The organism is Sphingomonas sp. Root241 (assembly GCF_001428865.1).
In the GTDB taxonomy this organism is placed as follows: Bacteria; Pseudomonadota; Alphaproteobacteria; order Sphingomonadales; family Sphingomonadaceae; genus Sphingomonas.
The window spans coordinates 99,904-114,159 of the sequence record NZ_LMIV01000002.1 but is presented as its reverse complement, the minus strand read 5'-3'; the positions used below and the strand labels follow the sequence as shown (position 1 = coordinate 114,159).

At 66.9% G+C, this 14,256-nt stretch carries 13 protein-coding genes; 8 read left to right on the top strand and 5 right to left on the bottom strand.

The window, feature by feature from the left end:
* Positions 1-16: 16 nt before the first annotated feature.
* The 4 genes from sucC to ASE13_RS11080 all read left to right on the top strand — a co-directional run bounded on the left by sucC (position 17) and on the right by ASE13_RS11080 (position 3,524).
* Positions 17-1,216, top strand: coding sequence for an ADP-forming succinate--CoA ligase subunit beta (gene sucC, locus ASE13_RS11095; protein WP_056615444.1), 1,200 nt, complete (start codon positions 17-19; stop codon positions 1,214-1,216).
* Positions 1,213-1,671: a GFA family protein gene (locus tag ASE13_RS11090; RefSeq protein ID WP_056615441.1), complete on the top strand. Its 459-nt coding sequence runs from the start codon at positions 1,213-1,215 to the stop codon at positions 1,669-1,671. The genes sucC and ASE13_RS11090 overlap by 4 nt, the downstream gene beginning before the upstream one ends.
* An 87-nt stretch (positions 1,672-1,758) precedes the next feature.
* The gene (locus ASE13_RS11085) at positions 1,759-2,511 is read left to right on the top strand and encodes an electron transfer flavoprotein subunit beta/FixA family protein (RefSeq protein WP_056615438.1); all 753 of its coding nucleotides are present in this window, start codon (positions 1,759-1,761) and stop codon (positions 2,509-2,511) included.
* Positions 2,512-2,594: 83 nt separating this feature from the next.
* Entirely contained in the window at positions 2,595-3,524 is a 930-nt protein-coding gene (locus tag ASE13_RS11080; RefSeq protein ID WP_056615434.1) for an electron transfer flavoprotein subunit alpha/FixB family protein, read from the top strand.
* Positions 3,525-3,580: 56 nt separating this feature from the next.
* On the opposite strand, the gene ASE13_RS11075 is transcribed toward ASE13_RS11080, so the two are convergent.
* Complete coding sequence (locus ASE13_RS11075) at positions 3,581-4,219, bottom strand: TetR/AcrR family transcriptional regulator (protein ID WP_056615433.1); 639 nt, start codon at positions 4,217-4,219, stop codon at positions 3,581-3,583.
* Positions 4,220-4,301: 82 nt separating this feature from the next.
* Here ASE13_RS11075 and ASE13_RS11070 point away from each other — a divergent pair, with 82 nt between their 5' ends.
* On the top strand, positions 4,302-4,826 hold the full coding sequence (locus ASE13_RS11070) for a DinB family protein (protein ID WP_162254689.1): 525 nt from the start codon (positions 4,302-4,304) through the stop codon (positions 4,824-4,826).
* A gap of 79 nt (positions 4,827-4,905) precedes the next feature.
* On the top strand, positions 4,906-6,108 hold the full coding sequence (locus ASE13_RS11065) for an MFS transporter (protein ID WP_056617668.1): 1,203 nt from the start codon (positions 4,906-4,908) through the stop codon (positions 6,106-6,108).
* Here the strand turns inward: ASE13_RS11065 and nhaA are convergent.
* The 4 genes from nhaA to ASE13_RS19845 all read right to left on the bottom strand — a co-directional run bounded on the left by nhaA (position 6,077) and on the right by ASE13_RS19845 (position 10,790).
* Positions 6,077-7,291, bottom strand: coding sequence for a Na+/H+ antiporter NhaA (nhaA, locus tag ASE13_RS11060; protein WP_056615427.1), 1,215 nt, complete (start codon positions 7,289-7,291; stop codon positions 6,077-6,079). The two genes, ASE13_RS11065 and nhaA, sit on opposite strands and share 32 nt — an antisense overlap.
* The gene (locus ASE13_RS11055; RefSeq protein ID WP_056615422.1) at positions 7,288-8,868 is read right to left on the bottom strand and encodes a lysine--tRNA ligase; all 1,581 of its coding nucleotides are present in this window, start codon (positions 8,866-8,868) and stop codon (positions 7,288-7,290) included. Before ASE13_RS11055 ends, nhaA begins: the two co-directional genes overlap by 4 nt.
* A 59-nt stretch (positions 8,869-8,927) precedes the next feature.
* Positions 8,928-10,544 carry a serine hydrolase domain-containing protein gene (locus ASE13_RS11050; protein ID WP_056615419.1) on the bottom strand — a complete coding sequence of 539 codons (1,617 nt, stop codon included), beginning with the start codon at positions 10,542-10,544 and terminating at the stop codon, positions 8,928-8,930.
* Positions 10,545-10,637: 93 nt separating this feature from the next.
* Positions 10,638-10,790: a hypothetical protein gene (locus ASE13_RS19845; protein WP_156404859.1), complete on the bottom strand. Its 153-nt coding sequence runs from the start codon at positions 10,788-10,790 to the stop codon at positions 10,638-10,640.
* 219 nt (positions 10,791-11,009) lie between these two features.
* Here ASE13_RS19845 and ASE13_RS11045 point away from each other — a divergent pair, with 219 nt between their 5' ends.
* Both ASE13_RS11045 and ASE13_RS11040 read left to right on the top strand, forming a co-directional pair.
* A complete protein-coding gene (locus tag ASE13_RS11045) occupies positions 11,010-11,456 on the top strand; it encodes a hypothetical protein (RefSeq protein ID WP_056615416.1) in 447 nt (148 codons plus the stop codon).
* Between the two features lie 84 nt (positions 11,457-11,540).
* Complete coding sequence (locus tag ASE13_RS11040; RefSeq protein ID WP_056615413.1) at positions 11,541-14,246, top strand: ATP-dependent DNA helicase; 2,706 nt, start codon at positions 11,541-11,543, stop codon at positions 14,244-14,246.
* Positions 14,247-14,256: the final 10 nt, after the last annotated feature.

The following is a 14,256-nucleotide window of genomic DNA, read 5'->3' as shown; positions in this document are numbered from 1 at the left end:
ACACGAGGGCGCGCCCATGAACATCCACGAATATCAGGCCAAGGAATTGCTCGCCAAGTTCGGCGTGCCCGTCCCCGCCGGCTTTGCCGCGCTCAGCGTCGAGGAGGCCGTCGAGGCCTCGAAGAAGCTTCCCGGGCCGCTCTATGTCGTCAAGGCGCAGATCCATGCCGGCGGCCGCGGCAAGGGCAAGTTCAAGGAACTGGGCCCCGATGCCAAGGGCGGCGTCCGCTTGGCCAAGACCGAGGACGAGGTCCGCGCCGCGGCGACCGACATGCTCGGCAACACGCTGGTGACGATCCAGACCGGCGAGCACGGCAAGCAGGTCAATCGCCTCTACGTCACCGACGGCGTCGACATCGCCAAGGAATTCTACCTCGCGCTTCTGGTCAATCGCGCCACCGGCCGCATCTCGATGGTCGCCTCGACCGAGGGCGGCATGGACATCGAGACCGTCGCGCACGACACGCCCGAGAAGATCCACAGCATCGACATCGACCCGGCGACCGGCTTCATGCCGCATCACGGCCGCGCCGTCGCCGCCGCGCTCGGGCTGACCGGCGATCTCGCCAAGCAGGCCGCGTCGACCGCCTCGAAGCTTTACGACGCCTTTCTCGGCACCGATGCCGAGCAGATCGAGATCAATCCGCTCGCCGTCACCGACGACGGCAAGCTTCTCGTGCTCGACGCCAAGGTCGCTTTCGACGGCAATGCGATGTTCCGCCACAAGGACCTCGCCGAGCTGCGCGACGAGACCGAAGAGGATCCGATGGAGCTCGAGGCGTCGAAATACGACCTCGCCTACATCAAGCTCGACGGCGATATCGGCTGCATGGTCAACGGCGCCGGCCTCGCCATGGCGACGATGGACATCATCAAGCTGAACGGCATGTTCCCGGCCAACTTCCTCGACGTCGGCGGCGGCGCCAACAAGGAGAAGGTCACCGCGGCGTTCAAGATCATCCTGAGCGATCCGGCGGTGAAGGGCATCCTCGTCAACATCTTCGGCGGAATCATGCGCTGCGACATCATCGCCGAGGGCATCGTCGCCGCGGCGAAGGAAGTGAACCTCTCGGTTCCCCTGGTCGTCCGCCTCGAGGGCACCAACGTCCAGCAGGGCAAGGACATCCTCGCCAATTCGGGCTTGCCGATCGTCGCCGCCAACGACCTTGGCGACGCCGCGAAGAAGATCGTCGCGGAGGTCCAGCAGGCGGCATGACCGACGCGCCCGGCATGGTGGAAGGCGGATGTCGCTGCGGGCGCGTCCGCTTCCGCCTGTCCGGTACGCCGATCTTCACCGGCGCCTGCCATTGCCGCGGCTGCCAGCGGATGAGTGCCAGTGCCTATTCGGTGAGCGGCGCCTGGCCCGCGGAACAGTTCGAAGTCATCGCCGGCGAACCGGTGATCGGCGGGCTCCACGGCGCGACGCGGCATTATTTCTGCGGCCATTGCATGAGCTGGATGTTCACCCGGCCCGAAGGCTTCGATGCCTTCGTCAATGTGCGCACCACGCTGCTCGACGTGCCGCCGGCCGACCCGCCTTTTCTCGAAAGCTTCACGTCCGAGGCTCTGCCCTGGGCCAAGACCGGAGCTACGCACAGCTTCGAGACGTTTCCGCCGCCCGAATCTTTCGAACCGCTGATAGCCGAATTCGCGCGGTCGCGCGCAGGTTGACGTTCGCGTAAACGTAAGCCAGTGGAGTTTTATTCGAGGCTCGACCTTTCCTCCCCGGAATTGGGGTGAGCCAAAGGAGAGAAGCAGATGAAGGTCCTTGTGCCGGTCAAGCGGGTGCTTGACTACAACGTGAAGCCTCGCGTGAAGGCGGACGGGACGGGGGTCGACCTCGCCAACGTCAAGATGAGCATGAACCCCTTCGACGAGATCGCCATCGAAGAGGCGGTCCGGCTGAAGGAGAAGGGCGCGGCCACCGAAGTCGTCGTCGTCACGATCGGCGTGCCCAAGGCCGAGACCGACATATTGCTCACTGCGCGCGCGATGGGCGCGGACCGCGCGATCCTGATCGCCACCGAAGACGAGATCGAGCCGCTCGGCGTCGCCAAATTGCTCGCCAAGGTCGCCGAAGAGGAGCAGCCGGGGCTGATCATCCTCGGCAAGCAGGCGATCGACGACGATTCGAACCAGACCGGCCAGATGCTCGCGGCTTTGCTCGGCTGGAGCCAGGGCACTTTCGCCTCGAAGGTCGAATTGGGCGGCAACGGCGTGAAGGTGACGCGCGAAGTCGATGGCGGGCTCGAGACGGTCGATCTCAAGCTGCCGGCGATCGTCACCACCGATCTCCGCCTCAACGAGCCGCGCTACGCCACCTTGCCCAACATCATGAAGGCCAAGTCCAAGCCGGTCGCGAAGAAGACCGTCGCCGATTACGGCGTGGACGTTTCGCCGCGATTGAAGACGCTCAAGGTCGTCGAGCCCGGCAAGCGCCAGGCAGGCATCAAGGTGGGCAGCGTCGACGAGTTGGTCGAGAAGCTCAAGGGTCTCGGCGTCGCAAAGTAACCACCCGTTCGGGCTGAGCTTGTCGAAGCCCGAGTGAGTCTCACCGCCCTTCGACAAGCTCAGGGCGAACGGAGAGAGAAGCTATGAAAACCCTGGTCTGGGTCGAACACGACAACAAGCACGTCAAGGACGCGACGCTCGCCGCCGTCACCGCCGCCTCGCAGCTGGGGGAGGTCCATCTCCTCGTCGCCGGCTTGGGCGCCGCCGCGGTGGCCGACGAAGCCGCGAAGATCGCCGGCGTGGGCAAGGTCCATCTCGCCGACGAGGCGGCCTATGAGCATGCGCTCGCCGAGAATGTCGCGCCGCTGATCGTGGGCCTGATGGACAGCCATGATGCCGTGGTGTTCCCGGCGACGACCACCGGCAAGAACATCGCGCCGCGCGTCGCCGCGGGTCTCGATGTGATGCAGATTTCCGATATCCTCTCGGTCGAGGGTCCGGACACCTTCACCCGGCCGATCTATGCCGGCAACGCGATCGCCACCGTCCAGACCAGCGACAAGAAGCTGGTGATCACCGTGCGCGGCACCGCCTTCGCCAAGGCGGCGACCAGCGGCGGCAGCGGCACGGTCGAGGCGGTGTCGGGTGCGGGTGACAAGGGTTTGTCGACCTTCGCCGGTGCCGAGATCGCCGAATCGACGCGTCCTGAGCTGACCGCCGCCAAGGTGATCGTCTCGGGCGGCCGCGCGCTGCAGAACAGCGAGAACTTCCATGCGATCATCGAACCGCTCGCCGACAAGCTCGGCGCCGCGGTCGGCGCCTCGCGCGCCGCGGTCGACGCCGGCTATGTGCCGAACGACTATCAGGTGGGCCAGACCGGCAAGATCGTCGCGCCCGAAGTCTATATCGCGATCGGCATCTCCGGCGCGATCCAGCATCTCGCCGGCATGAAGGACTCGAAGACGATCATCGCGATCAACAAGGACGAGGACGCCCCGATCTTCCAGGTCGCGGACATCGGCCTGGTCGGCGACTTGTTCAAGATCGTCCCGGAGCTGACCGAAAAGCTCTGAACGATTCGCCTCGCGGAGATCGGAAGGGCGGCCGGTGACGGTCGCCCTTCCTGCATTCAGGCAGCGCGGGCGGTGGGCTCGAGATAGCCGACCAGAAGGCGCGTGATTTCCTCGACCATCGCGGCCTGCTCGGCTGCGCTCGCTTCCGGCCGGCGGATGACGAAGTCGTGCGTGAGCGTCTCGACCGAGGTGACGCAGATATAGGTCGCGGTATCGAGGTCGCGGACCGTGATCTCGTCGTGGCGCGCTTCGAAGAATGCGCGGACCAGCGCGAACGTCTCCTGCTCGATCGCCTCGATCCCGGCGAGCTGGCCCATCCGCGGCACCTGCTCGTCGAAGATCCGGTGCAGCTCGGGATCGACGCGATGCGCATCGATCATCGCCGCGACCAGCAGCCGCACCGCCTCGGCCACGCTCAGCGTCGCCACCGCTGCCATCGCGCCGCGCAGCAACGCGAGCATCTCGCGATTGTGCCGCGCCACCAGCGCTGTGACCAGCGCCTCCTTGCCGGGGAAATATTGGTAGAGCGAACCGATGCTGACCCCCGCCACCGCGGCGATGCGGTTGGTGCTGGCACGGTCATATCCCTCGCGCACCAGAACGCGAGCAGTCGCGTCGAGCAGCGTATCGACAGTCGCCTGCGAGCGCTTCTGCGACGCGGATTTCCGCGGGATCGTCGACACGGCGCGCGCCACGGCGGCATTCCCCCCAATGCGAGTAGACAATGTGAGCGATAGCTCGCAAATTCGCGGCCCGCAACCGCAAGCGAGGAATCCGATGTCGAATTGCCCCCATCGCGCCGCGATGCGCTACAAGCGCTGGGCGACCCATGGCCTGAACGACGTGATCGCCGAGAATCTCGGGCGGATCGTCGAGCCCGACCGCATCCTCGTGCTGCGGCTGCTCGATCACATCCATGTCGTCGACGAGATCTTCTGCCACAATCTCGAAGCCGGGTTTCACGGCCATCTGGCGCCGCGGTCGATCGAGCTGCCTTCGTTCGAAGCCATCGACCGCAAGGCGCGCGCCATCGCGGCATGGTATGTCGACTATGCCGAGGATCTGACCCCCGAACGGCGCGACGCGATCATCGAATTCGAATATTCAAACGGTGGGCCGGCGCGGATGACGCGCGGCGAGATGCTGATGCACGTCGCCATGCACGGCACCTATCATCGCGGCCAGATCGCTGCGTTGCTCCAGAAGAACTGGGTTGCGCCGAACCCCGACCGGATGACCGACTTCCTCGAATCGGAGCGGGGCATGCCGGGCCGGGCTGTATGTGCCGCAATCGCGCGCTGACCGCAGTTCTTGCGGCTGCATTCGTATGTGCGGCGCCGCCCGGTTGACGCTGCAGTGCAGCGTGACCACTTGGGGGCGGATGCACGCCCCCGCCGCCCGCACCACGCCCGTCGCGCTCGTCCATTTCGCGCTGGCGATGGGCGGGTTCGCGATCGGGACCACCGAATTCGCGACGATGAGCCTCGTGCCTTATTTCGCGCAAGGGTTGGGCATCGACGAGCCCACCGCGGGGCACGTGATCAGCGCCTATGCGCTCGGCGTGGTGGTGGGCGCGCCTTTGCTCGCGGTGCTGGGCGCGAAGATGGCGCGGCGGACGCTGCTGATCCTGCTGATGGCGAGCTTCGGCCTGTTCAACGCCCTGAGTGCGCTGGCGCCGACCTATGGCTGGATGCTGGTGTTCCGCTTCCTCAGCGGGCTGCCGCACGGCGCCTATTTCGGTATCGCCGCCCTGGTCGCCGCGTCGCTGGTGCCCGACAACCAGCGTTCGCAGGCGGTGGGGCGGGTGCTGCTCGGGCTGACGATCGCGACGGTGATCGGCGTGCCTTTGGCCAATTGGATGGGCCAGGCGATCGGCTGGCGCTGGGGTTTCGCCGTCGTGGCGGTGCTCGCATCGCTCACCATGGCTTTGGTCTGGTGGCTCGCCCCGCGGGACCGGCCGGCGCAGGACGCGAGCCCCTTGCGCGAACTCGGTGCGCTGGCGAACGGCCAGGTGTGGCTCACGCTCGGGATCAGCGCGATCGGCTTTGGCGGATTGTTCTGCGTCTATACCTATGTCGCCTCGACTTTGCTCGAAGTGACGCACGTCTCCGCGGCCATGATCCCGGTCGTGCTCGCGGTGTTCGGCGCCGGGATGACCATCGGCAACATCATCGTCCCCAAATTCGCCGATCGCGCGCTGATGCCCACCGCGGCGGTATTGCTGCTCGGCAGCGCCGCGGCGCTCGCACTCTATCCGGTTGCCGCCGCGCATCTCTGGTCGATCTGCCTCGCGGTCTTCGCGATCGGTTTCGCCGGGGCGCTCGGTGCGATCCTTCAGACGCGGCTGATGGACGTCGCCGGCAATGCCCAGATGCTCGCGGCGGCGCTCAACCATTCGGCATTCAACACCGCCAATGCGCTCGGGCCGTGGCTCGGCGGAATGGCGATCGCCGCGGGCTGGGGCTGGACTTCGACCGGCTATGTCGGCGCGGGGCTGGCGCTGGGCGGCTTCCTGGTCTGGTGCGTCGCGGTGCTGGCCGAACGCCGCGCGCTCAGGGGCCCCGCCGCCGTGCGATCAGCTTGATCGCCAGCGCGCGGCGTGGCGGTGCGAAGCGCAGGACGAGATAGCCCGCGACTGCCGACAGCACCGATCCCGCGAGCACCCCGATCTTGACCTCATCGGCGAGTGCTGCGTCGCCTGCGAAAGCCAGCCCGCCGATGAACAGGCTCATCGTGAAGCCGATTCCGGCGAGCAGCGACACGCCATAGATTTGCGGCCAGCTCGACCAGCCCGGCTTCGGTGCGAAACCGATGCGGTGCGCGGCGACGATCGCGCCGAAGATGCCGAGCTGCTTGCCGACGAATAGCCCCAGCGCGATGCCGAGCGGCAGCGGATCGAGCAGCACCGCCGGGGTCACGCCCGCGAGCGACACGCCAGCATTGGCGAAGCCGAACAAAGGCACCACGAGGAACGCCGACCACGGATGCAGCGCATGTTCGAGCCGGTGGAGCGGCGATTCGCCCGGATCGCGCGAAATCGGGATGGCCAGTGCCGCGAGCACGCCCGCGATCGTCGCATGCACTCCCGATCGGAACACGAACACCCAGAGCAAGGCCGCCAGCAGCAGATAGGGCGACAGCCGCCGCACACCGGCGCGGTTGAGCCCGAACATCACCAGCAGCACCCCCGCCGCCAATGCCAGCGACACCAGGTCGAGCTTGGCGGTGTAGAACAAGGCGATGATCACCACCGCGCCGAGGTCGTCGACGATCGCCACGGTGGTCAGGAACAGCTTGAGCGACGTCGGCGCGCGCTTGCCGAGGATTGCCAGGATCCCGATTGCGAAGGCGATGTCGGTCGCCGCAGGGATCGCCCAGCCGCGGACCAATGCGGGCTGATGCCCCGCCACCAGCAGATAGAGCAATGCCGGCACTGCCATCCCGGCCGCGGCGGCGAGCACGGGCAGTCGCCGCCGGTCCCAGCTCGCCAGCCGCCCGACGACGAACTCGCGCTTGATCTCCAGCCCGACGAGCAGGAAGAACAAGGCCATCGCCGCGTCGTTGATCCACAGATGCACGCTCATCGGCCCGTATTTCGGGCTGATCACCGGGCCGGTCTCGAGATGGAGCAGGTGGAAATAGTCCGCGGACAGCCCGGGCAGATTGGCGACGAGCATCGCGCACGCCGCCGCCGCCATCAGCACGATCCCGCCTGCCGCCTCGCTATGGAGGAAGTCGCGGGTAGCCGAGCGGACGCGTCGGATCATGCCCTGGCCAGTGCCTCTGCGATCAGTTTCCGGCTGTTCTCGATCCCGTAGAGCGCGATGAAGCTGCCCATGCGCGGTCCCTGCTCGGAGCCAAGCAGGGTCTCGTACAGCGCCTTGAACCAGTCGCGCAAATTCTCGAACCCGCCGGTCTTGCCGATCTCGTAGACTAGGTTCTGGATGTCCTCGGCCGATGCATCGGCCGGGAGCGCGGCCAGGTCGGTATCGAGCCGCCGGAGCGCCTCGACTTCCACGCCTTCGGGCGTGCGCTTCTTGAGCGTCGGCGTCACGAAATCGCGGGCATAAGCCAGCGCATAGCCGATCAGGCCATCGAGCGCCGGATAGCTCTCCGGCGTCGCATCGGGGACATAGTTTGCGAGATAGGCCCAGACCTGCTCCTTGCTCGCCTCGCCCATCACGCCGACAAGGTTGAGCAGCAATCCGAACGTCACCGGCAAGGTCTCCGCCGGCGGCGGGCCGTTATGGATATGGTGCACCGGATTGCCGAGCTTCTGCTCGATCGGCTGGGCGGCATAATTGCCGCGGAACTGCCAGTAATCGTCCACCGCGCGCGGGATCAGCCCGAGATGCAGCGCCTTGGCCTTTTTCGGCTCGCGATAGATGTAGAAGGCCAGGCTCTCGTCGGGCCCATAGGTCAGCCATTGCTCGAGGCTAAGCCCGTTGCCCTTCGACTTGGAGATCTTCTCGCCCTTCTCGTCGAGGAACATCTCGTAGTTGAAGCCCTCGGGCGGCCTGCCGCCCAGCACCCGCGTGATCTTCGACGACTGGATCACCGAATCGATCAAATCCTTGCCCGACATCTCGTAATCGACGCCGAGCGCCACCCAGCGCATCGCCCAGTCGACCTTCCACTGCAGCTTGGCCTGCCCGCCGAGGATCGACTGCTCGATCCGCTCGCCTTCATCCTCGAACGCGATCATCCCCGCGTCGGGATCGAGCACTTCGATCGGCACCTGCAGCACCACGCCCGATTTCGGGCTCACCGGCAGCACCGGCGAATAGGTCGCCTGGCGCTCCTTGCGCAGCGTCGGCAGCATCACGTCCATGATGCCCTGATAATGGCGCAGCACACCCTTCAGTGCCTCGTCGAACTTGCCGCCCTCGTAATGTTCGGTCGACGAGACGAACTCATAGTCGAAGCCGAAGCGATCGAGGAATTCGCGGAGCAGCGCGTTGTTGTGCGCGGCGAAGCTCTCATGCGTGCCGAACGGATCGGGGATCCGCGTCAGCGGCTTGCCGAGATGCTCGGCCAGCATCTCCTTGTTGGGCACGTTGTCCGGCACTTTCCGTAGCCCGTCCATATCGTCGCTGAATGCGATCAGGCGCGTCGGAATGTCCGACAAGGTCTCGAACGCGCGGCGCACCATCGTCGTGCGCAGCACTTCGTTGAACGTGCCGATATGCGGCAGCCCCGACGGGCCATAGCCGGTCTCGAACAGCACATGGCCCTTTGCCGGCGCGCCGTCCGGATAGCGCTTGAGCAGCTTGCGCGCCTCTTCATAGGGCCAGGCCTTGGAGGCGAGCGCTGCGGCGCGCAGTTCGGGTGCGATGTCGGTCATGATCGGGTGCGTCTAGCGAAGACCGGCGCAGGGAGCCAGCGTCGCGCGCCGCCGTCAGTTCAACGCTTCGGACCGGTTCCGGCGAGGAGTGCGAGCTTGCGGTCGAACTCGCCGCCGTCATTGGCGAGGCGCGAGATGCGCGCCGAATGCCACAAATGCCGCCGCCCGGCCTCGACCTGCCCCGCCGCCAGCTCCTGCGCGCCGAGCCGTTCGCACGCTTGCGCCTTCAGCGGCTCATCATCGAACCCCTCCCGATCGCACAGCAGCGCGTAGAGCTTCATTGCGCCTGCGGAATCGCCCAGCTTCTCCAGCACGTTGCCACTCCAGAACGGGATCACCGGGCGGCGATCGGCGTCGAGATCGAAGCGCGTGAGCAGCCGGCGCGCCGCCGGTTCCAGCCGAGGCGACGTGACGTCCGACAACAGGCGCAGCATATAGACATCGGGCTGTGCGAAGCGTTCGGGCGCCACCTGCAACAGCAACTCGCTCAGCGCGACCGCGCGATCGCCGCCTTGGCCGGTCATGCGTGCGCGGAATGCCTGGAGCAGTGCCTCGTCGAGCAATTGCTCCACTGCCATCGGCGCCGGCTTCGTGCCGATCGTGCGCGCGACATCGGCTGTCGGCCGGTCGAAATCGATCGCCTTGCCGCCTTTCACCCAGCTGTCGATGAATGCCAGGCCGAACGGCTGGCGCAGCACATCGGCATAATCGAGCTGCGCCAGCGCGGACGGCGTGTCCGCATTGGCGAGGAAGATGAAGGTCAGCTTGCTGTCCGGCACCCGCAGGAACAATGCGGATTCGGCCTGGCCATAGCCGAACACCCAATGCAGCCGCACTCCCGCGCTCCGTTGCGTGAACCAGCCATAGCCATAGGGATGTCCGTTCCGGGGCGCCGTCAGGCGGTCATAAGCGGCCTGTCCGATCAGTGCGTTGCGGTCGAGCGCCGCCGCATATTTGGCCAGATCGTCGATCGTCGAGATCAGGCCCGAGGCCGGATAGGCCGCATCCCAGTCATAAGGCCGCTCGACATAGTTCCAGCCGGTAGGAGAGATTTCGGCCTGGTAGCGCTTGACCGCGCGGATCGCGAGCGGGTTGTCCTTCTGATAGCCCGTCATGGTCTCGGCCATGCCGAGCGGAGTCAGGATTCGCTGGCGGTTCTGCGCCACATAGCTCTGTGGCGACGGCGAGGTGCTGATCTTGTCGAAAACGCCGGACAGGAGATTGAAGCGCGCGCCGTTGTAAACATAGGTCCGGCCCGGCCGGTCTCCCGCGCTCATGCTGAGCACGTCGCCGAGCGTGATGTTGGGATCGCCGATCCCTTCCGGCGGATGCCAGCCGGTGTTGAGCGGATAAGCGAGCAATGGATCGTCCAGCCGGATTTTCCCCTCCGCCTCGAGCTGGCTGAGGATGATCCCGGTCATCGACTTGGTGACCGATGCTATGCCGAACAGCGAGTCGGCGCCGATCGGCGCGCCCGAACTCCGGTCCGCCACGCCTTCCTGATGGCGATAGACGATCTTGCCGTCGCGCACGACGGCGGCGCTGAAGCCCGGCAGCCCGAGCTGAACTGCGATGCGATGCAGGCGCGCGCTGAACTCGGCATCACCGGGCTGCGCCTGAACGGGCAGTGTGAGGAAAGCAGTCCCGAGCGCCAGAATCCCGAGCAGCAAGCGCATGCAGGTCTCCCCCTTCGATTCGGAGCCGGAACATGCCGCACCATGAAACCGGTTACAATATGCCGTTCGGCGTCGCGCAGGCGGAAGCGGCGGCTAGGACCAGAGCGCCACGGCGATGATCAGCCCGATCAGCAGAAAGGGGGCAGCAAACGCCACCATACCACCGACCCAACCCCATTTGCGGTATGCAGCTTCTACAAGGCTTTCCCAGAAGCCCTGGATCAGAAATTCTGCCACCCATCCCATCGCCCGATGTTGTCCTTGTCGCCCGCCCTTCGCAAGCGACACGATGCTCCAAGAGTTCCATGGAGCGCAGACCCAGGATTGCGAACGGAGGGAAGTGGCGGTTAGCTGCCCCTCAGATCCTCCCCGGAACGGGGAGGATCTGAGGGGCAGCTATTGGGGCGTCAGCAGACCTCGCCCTCCCCCTTCCAATGTAGGATTTCGTCTGGGATAGACTCGTGGATGCACGAGTCGTCGCCTCCCGATCCGCCCGACATCGAGGACGAGCTCCCCGATTTCACCCCCGTCCCGCTCACCCGGCATCGCCACGACGGCTGGACGCCCGAGCGCCAGCGCGGGTTCATCGCCGCGCTTGCCAGAACCGGCGTGGTCGCGCAGGCGGCGCGCTCGGTCGGGATGAGCGGTGCCTCCGCCTATAGTCTGCGCCGCCGCCCGCATGCCGAGAGCTTCGCGCTGGCGTGGCACATCGTCGAAGACGAAGCACGCGAACGCGCGCTCGCTTTCATGATCGATCAGGTGCGGTATGGCTCGACCCGGCCGCGTTTCTATCGCGGCAGATATGTCGGGACGATCCACAGCTTCGAAAGCCGCATGGCGATGGCCGCGATACGTGCGGCGTTCTCGACGCCGCCGAGACGCGGCCTGCCAAGGGGCAAAGTTGACGAATGACATGCGAGTACCGCAACTTTGCCGCGCTTGACACGCGATTTCGGCTGGCGACGCGGAACGAAAAGCGTACAGATTGACACGCCGATGACGCCGCCTCTGCCCTATCCCGCGCTCCACGCCAGCCATGGCGGCATCTGGATCGCAACCGCGGAGGAAACGCGTGCCGTCAGCCGGGGCGAGGCGATCCGGATCGCCGCCGATACGCCTACGATCCTGCTCAACGCCCCACTGATCGGTCAAAGACTCGGCCATCCGGAAATCAACGGGCTCGATCTGCTCGAACTTTTCGCCTTCCTCCGCCCCGCACGGTTCATGGTGCCCACACCCAAGGGCCTCGCCCGCGCCGCCGGGATCGATGCGCCGGCGAGCGATACCGACGTCGCCGGTTTCCTGCGCGATGCCGCCGCGGCGTTGCTGGCGGTGCCCACCGGACAATGGCCCGAGCGCGAAGGGGCGTGGAATTCGCTCCAGTCGCTGTTCCGGCTGCGCTGGCCCTGGGCGCCGGCACTGAGTCCGGCAATCGCCAAGCCTGGCCAGGCCGAACGCTGGCTGTTCTCGAAACTTCCCGAATGGGAGGAGCGCCCGCCGCGCCCCGCGCCGCGCACCATCACGCTCGCCGATACGGATATCGCCGAACGGCTGGCGCGGCTCACCGGCAGCGGTGCCGAGCGGCGCCAGGGGCAGCGCGATTATGCCGCCGCCGCCGCCGGTGCCTTCGCCCCGCGCGAAATGCGCGATTCACCGAATCTCATCCTCGCCGAGGCGGGCACGGGGATCGGCAAGACGCTCGGCTATCTCGCCCCCGCTTCGCTCTGGGCCGAGCGCGCCGAAGGGCCGGTCTGGGTATCGACCTTCACCAAGGCGCTGCAGCGCCAGCTCGCGCAGGAAGGCGATCGGCTGTTCGCCGACCCGGAGACGCGCAAGCGCAAGATCGTCACGCGCAAGGGCCGCGAGAACTATCTCTGCCTGCTCAATCTCGAAGATGCGCTGCAGGGCGGGTTCGCCGGCCGCGCGGCTATCCTCGCGCAGTTGGTGGCGCGCTGGGCGGCGTACAGCGCCGATGGCGATATGATCGGCGGCGATTTGCCCGGCTGGCTGCCCACTCTGTTCCGCCGCAACGGCTCGACTGCGCTGACCGACCGGCGGGGCGAATGCATCTATGCCGGCTGCCCGCATTACCGGAAATGCTTCATCGAGCGCGCGGCGCGTGCCTCCGCCGAGGCCGACATCGTCATCGCTAACCACGCATTGGTGATGGTCAACGCGGCGCGGGGGCGGGAGTCGGCGACGCGGCCCACGCGCTATGTGTTCGACGAAGGGCATCATCTGTTCGACGCCGCCGACGCGATGTTCTCGGCGGCGCTCACCGGACAGGAAGCGATCGAGATCCGCCGCTGGATCACCGGCCCCGAATCGGGATCGCGCGGCCGCCGGCGCGGACTGGCTGCGCGGCTTTCCGATGTCGCCAGCTATGACGAGGAAGGCGGTCTCGCGATCGCCGAGGCAGTCGATGCCGCCCGCGCGCTGCCGAGCGACGGCTGGCTTCAGCGGCTGAACGAAGGCGAGCCGTTCGGGCCCGTGGAGGCGCTGCTCGCGGCAGTACGCGGGCTGGTCTATGCGCGTGACGTCAATGGTTCGGGCGATGCGGGCTATGGCCTCGAGACCGAGCTGGCCGAGCCCGACGGCGCATTGGTCGAGGCGGCGGGGCCCGCAGGGGCGGCGCTCGACGCGCTCGTCCGCCCCTTGGTCAAGCTCGGGCGCCGGCTCGAAGCCGTGCTCGCCGATGCGCCCGACTGGATGGACGGCCCGGCGCGCGCGCGAATCGAGGGCGCGATCGCCTCATTGGGCTGGCGCACCGAGACCGTCGGCGCATGGCTGGCGCTGATCGCCCGGATCGGCGGGCCTGCCGATCCCGAATATGTCGACTGGCTCGCGGTCGATCGAGTCGAGGGGCGCGAATATGATGTCGGGCTCCACCGCCACTGGCTCGATCCGTCCAAGCCTTTCGCGAAGACCGTGCTCGAGCCTGCGCACGGCGCAGTGATCACTTCGGCGACGCTCCGAGCAGGCGGCGACTGGGACGTTGCCGAGGCGCGTACCGGCGCGTCGCATCTGTTGCGCCCCGCCCAGCGATTCGAGGCGGTCAGCCCGTTCGATTATCCGGGCCAGGCCGAAGTGCTCATCGTCACCGACGTCAAGCGCGGCGACTTGCCCGCGCTCGCCAATGCCTATGCCCGGCTGGTCGTCGCGGCGGAGGGCGGCACGCTCGGGCTGTTCACCGCGATCCGCCGCCTCCGCGCGGTCCATGCCCGCATCGCCGATAGGCTGGCGCGCGAGGGCCTGCCATTGCTCGCCCAGCATGTCGATCCGATCGACACCGGCACCCTGGTCGACATCTTTCGCGACGATCCGCGGACATCGCTGCTCGGCACCGATGCGCTCAGGGACGGGGTCGACGTCCCCGGCCATTCGCTGCGGCTGGTGGTGATGGAAGGCGTACCCTGGCCCAAGCCGAGCGTGCTCCATGCGGCGCGGCGGCTTGCCGGCGGCGGCACCGCCTATGACGATCGCATCGTCCGCGCACGGCTGGCGCAGGCGTTCGGCCGGCTGATTCGCCGGGCCGACGATCGCGGCGCCTTCGTCTTGCTCTCCGCGGCGAGCCCGTCGCGGCTGCTCGACGCGTTTCCGCCGGGCACGCCGGTGGCGCGGGTGTCGCTCGACGAGGCCGTGGCGCGCGTTCGGCTTTCCCTCGAGAGCCGATTGCGGCATGAGGCGCCCGCGAACGCCTGACGAGCCTGGG

Excerpts from the sequence above, each read along its gene's own strand:
- sucC (WP_056615444.1), top strand. The coding sequence starts at position 17 with ATGAACATCCACGAATATCAGGCCAAGGAATTGCTCGCCAAGTTCGGC.
- ASE13_RS11090 (WP_056615441.1), top strand. The coding sequence starts at position 1,213 with ATGACCGACGCGCCCGGCATGGTGGAAGGCGGATGTCGCTGCGGGCGC.
- ASE13_RS11085 (WP_056615438.1), top strand. The coding sequence starts at position 1,759 with ATGAAGGTCCTTGTGCCGGTCAAGCGGGTGCTTGACTACAACGTGAAG.
- ASE13_RS11080 (WP_056615434.1), top strand. The coding sequence starts at position 2,595 with ATGAAAACCCTGGTCTGGGTCGAACACGACAACAAGCACGTCAAGGAC.
- ASE13_RS11070 (WP_162254689.1), top strand. The coding sequence starts at position 4,302 with ATGTCGAATTGCCCCCATCGCGCCGCGATGCGCTACAAGCGCTGGGCG.
- ASE13_RS11065 (WP_056617668.1), top strand. The coding sequence starts at position 4,906 with ATGCACGCCCCCGCCGCCCGCACCACGCCCGTCGCGCTCGTCCATTTC.
- nhaA (WP_056615427.1), bottom strand. The coding sequence starts at position 7,291 with ATGATCCGACGCGTCCGCTCGGCTACCCGCGACTTCCTCCATAGCGAG.
- ASE13_RS11055 (WP_056615422.1), bottom strand. The coding sequence starts at position 8,868 with ATGACCGACATCGCACCCGAACTGCGCGCCGCAGCGCTCGCCTCCAAG.
- ASE13_RS11050 (WP_056615419.1), bottom strand. The coding sequence starts at position 10,544 with ATGCGCTTGCTGCTCGGGATTCTGGCGCTCGGGACTGCTTTCCTCACA.
- ASE13_RS19845 (WP_156404859.1), bottom strand. The coding sequence starts at position 10,790 with ATGGGATGGGTGGCAGAATTTCTGATCCAGGGCTTCTGGGAAAGCCTT.
- ASE13_RS11045 (WP_056615416.1), top strand. The coding sequence starts at position 11,010 with ATGCACGAGTCGTCGCCTCCCGATCCGCCCGACATCGAGGACGAGCTC.
- ASE13_RS11040 (WP_056615413.1), top strand. The coding sequence starts at position 11,541 with ATGACGCCGCCTCTGCCCTATCCCGCGCTCCACGCCAGCCATGGCGGC.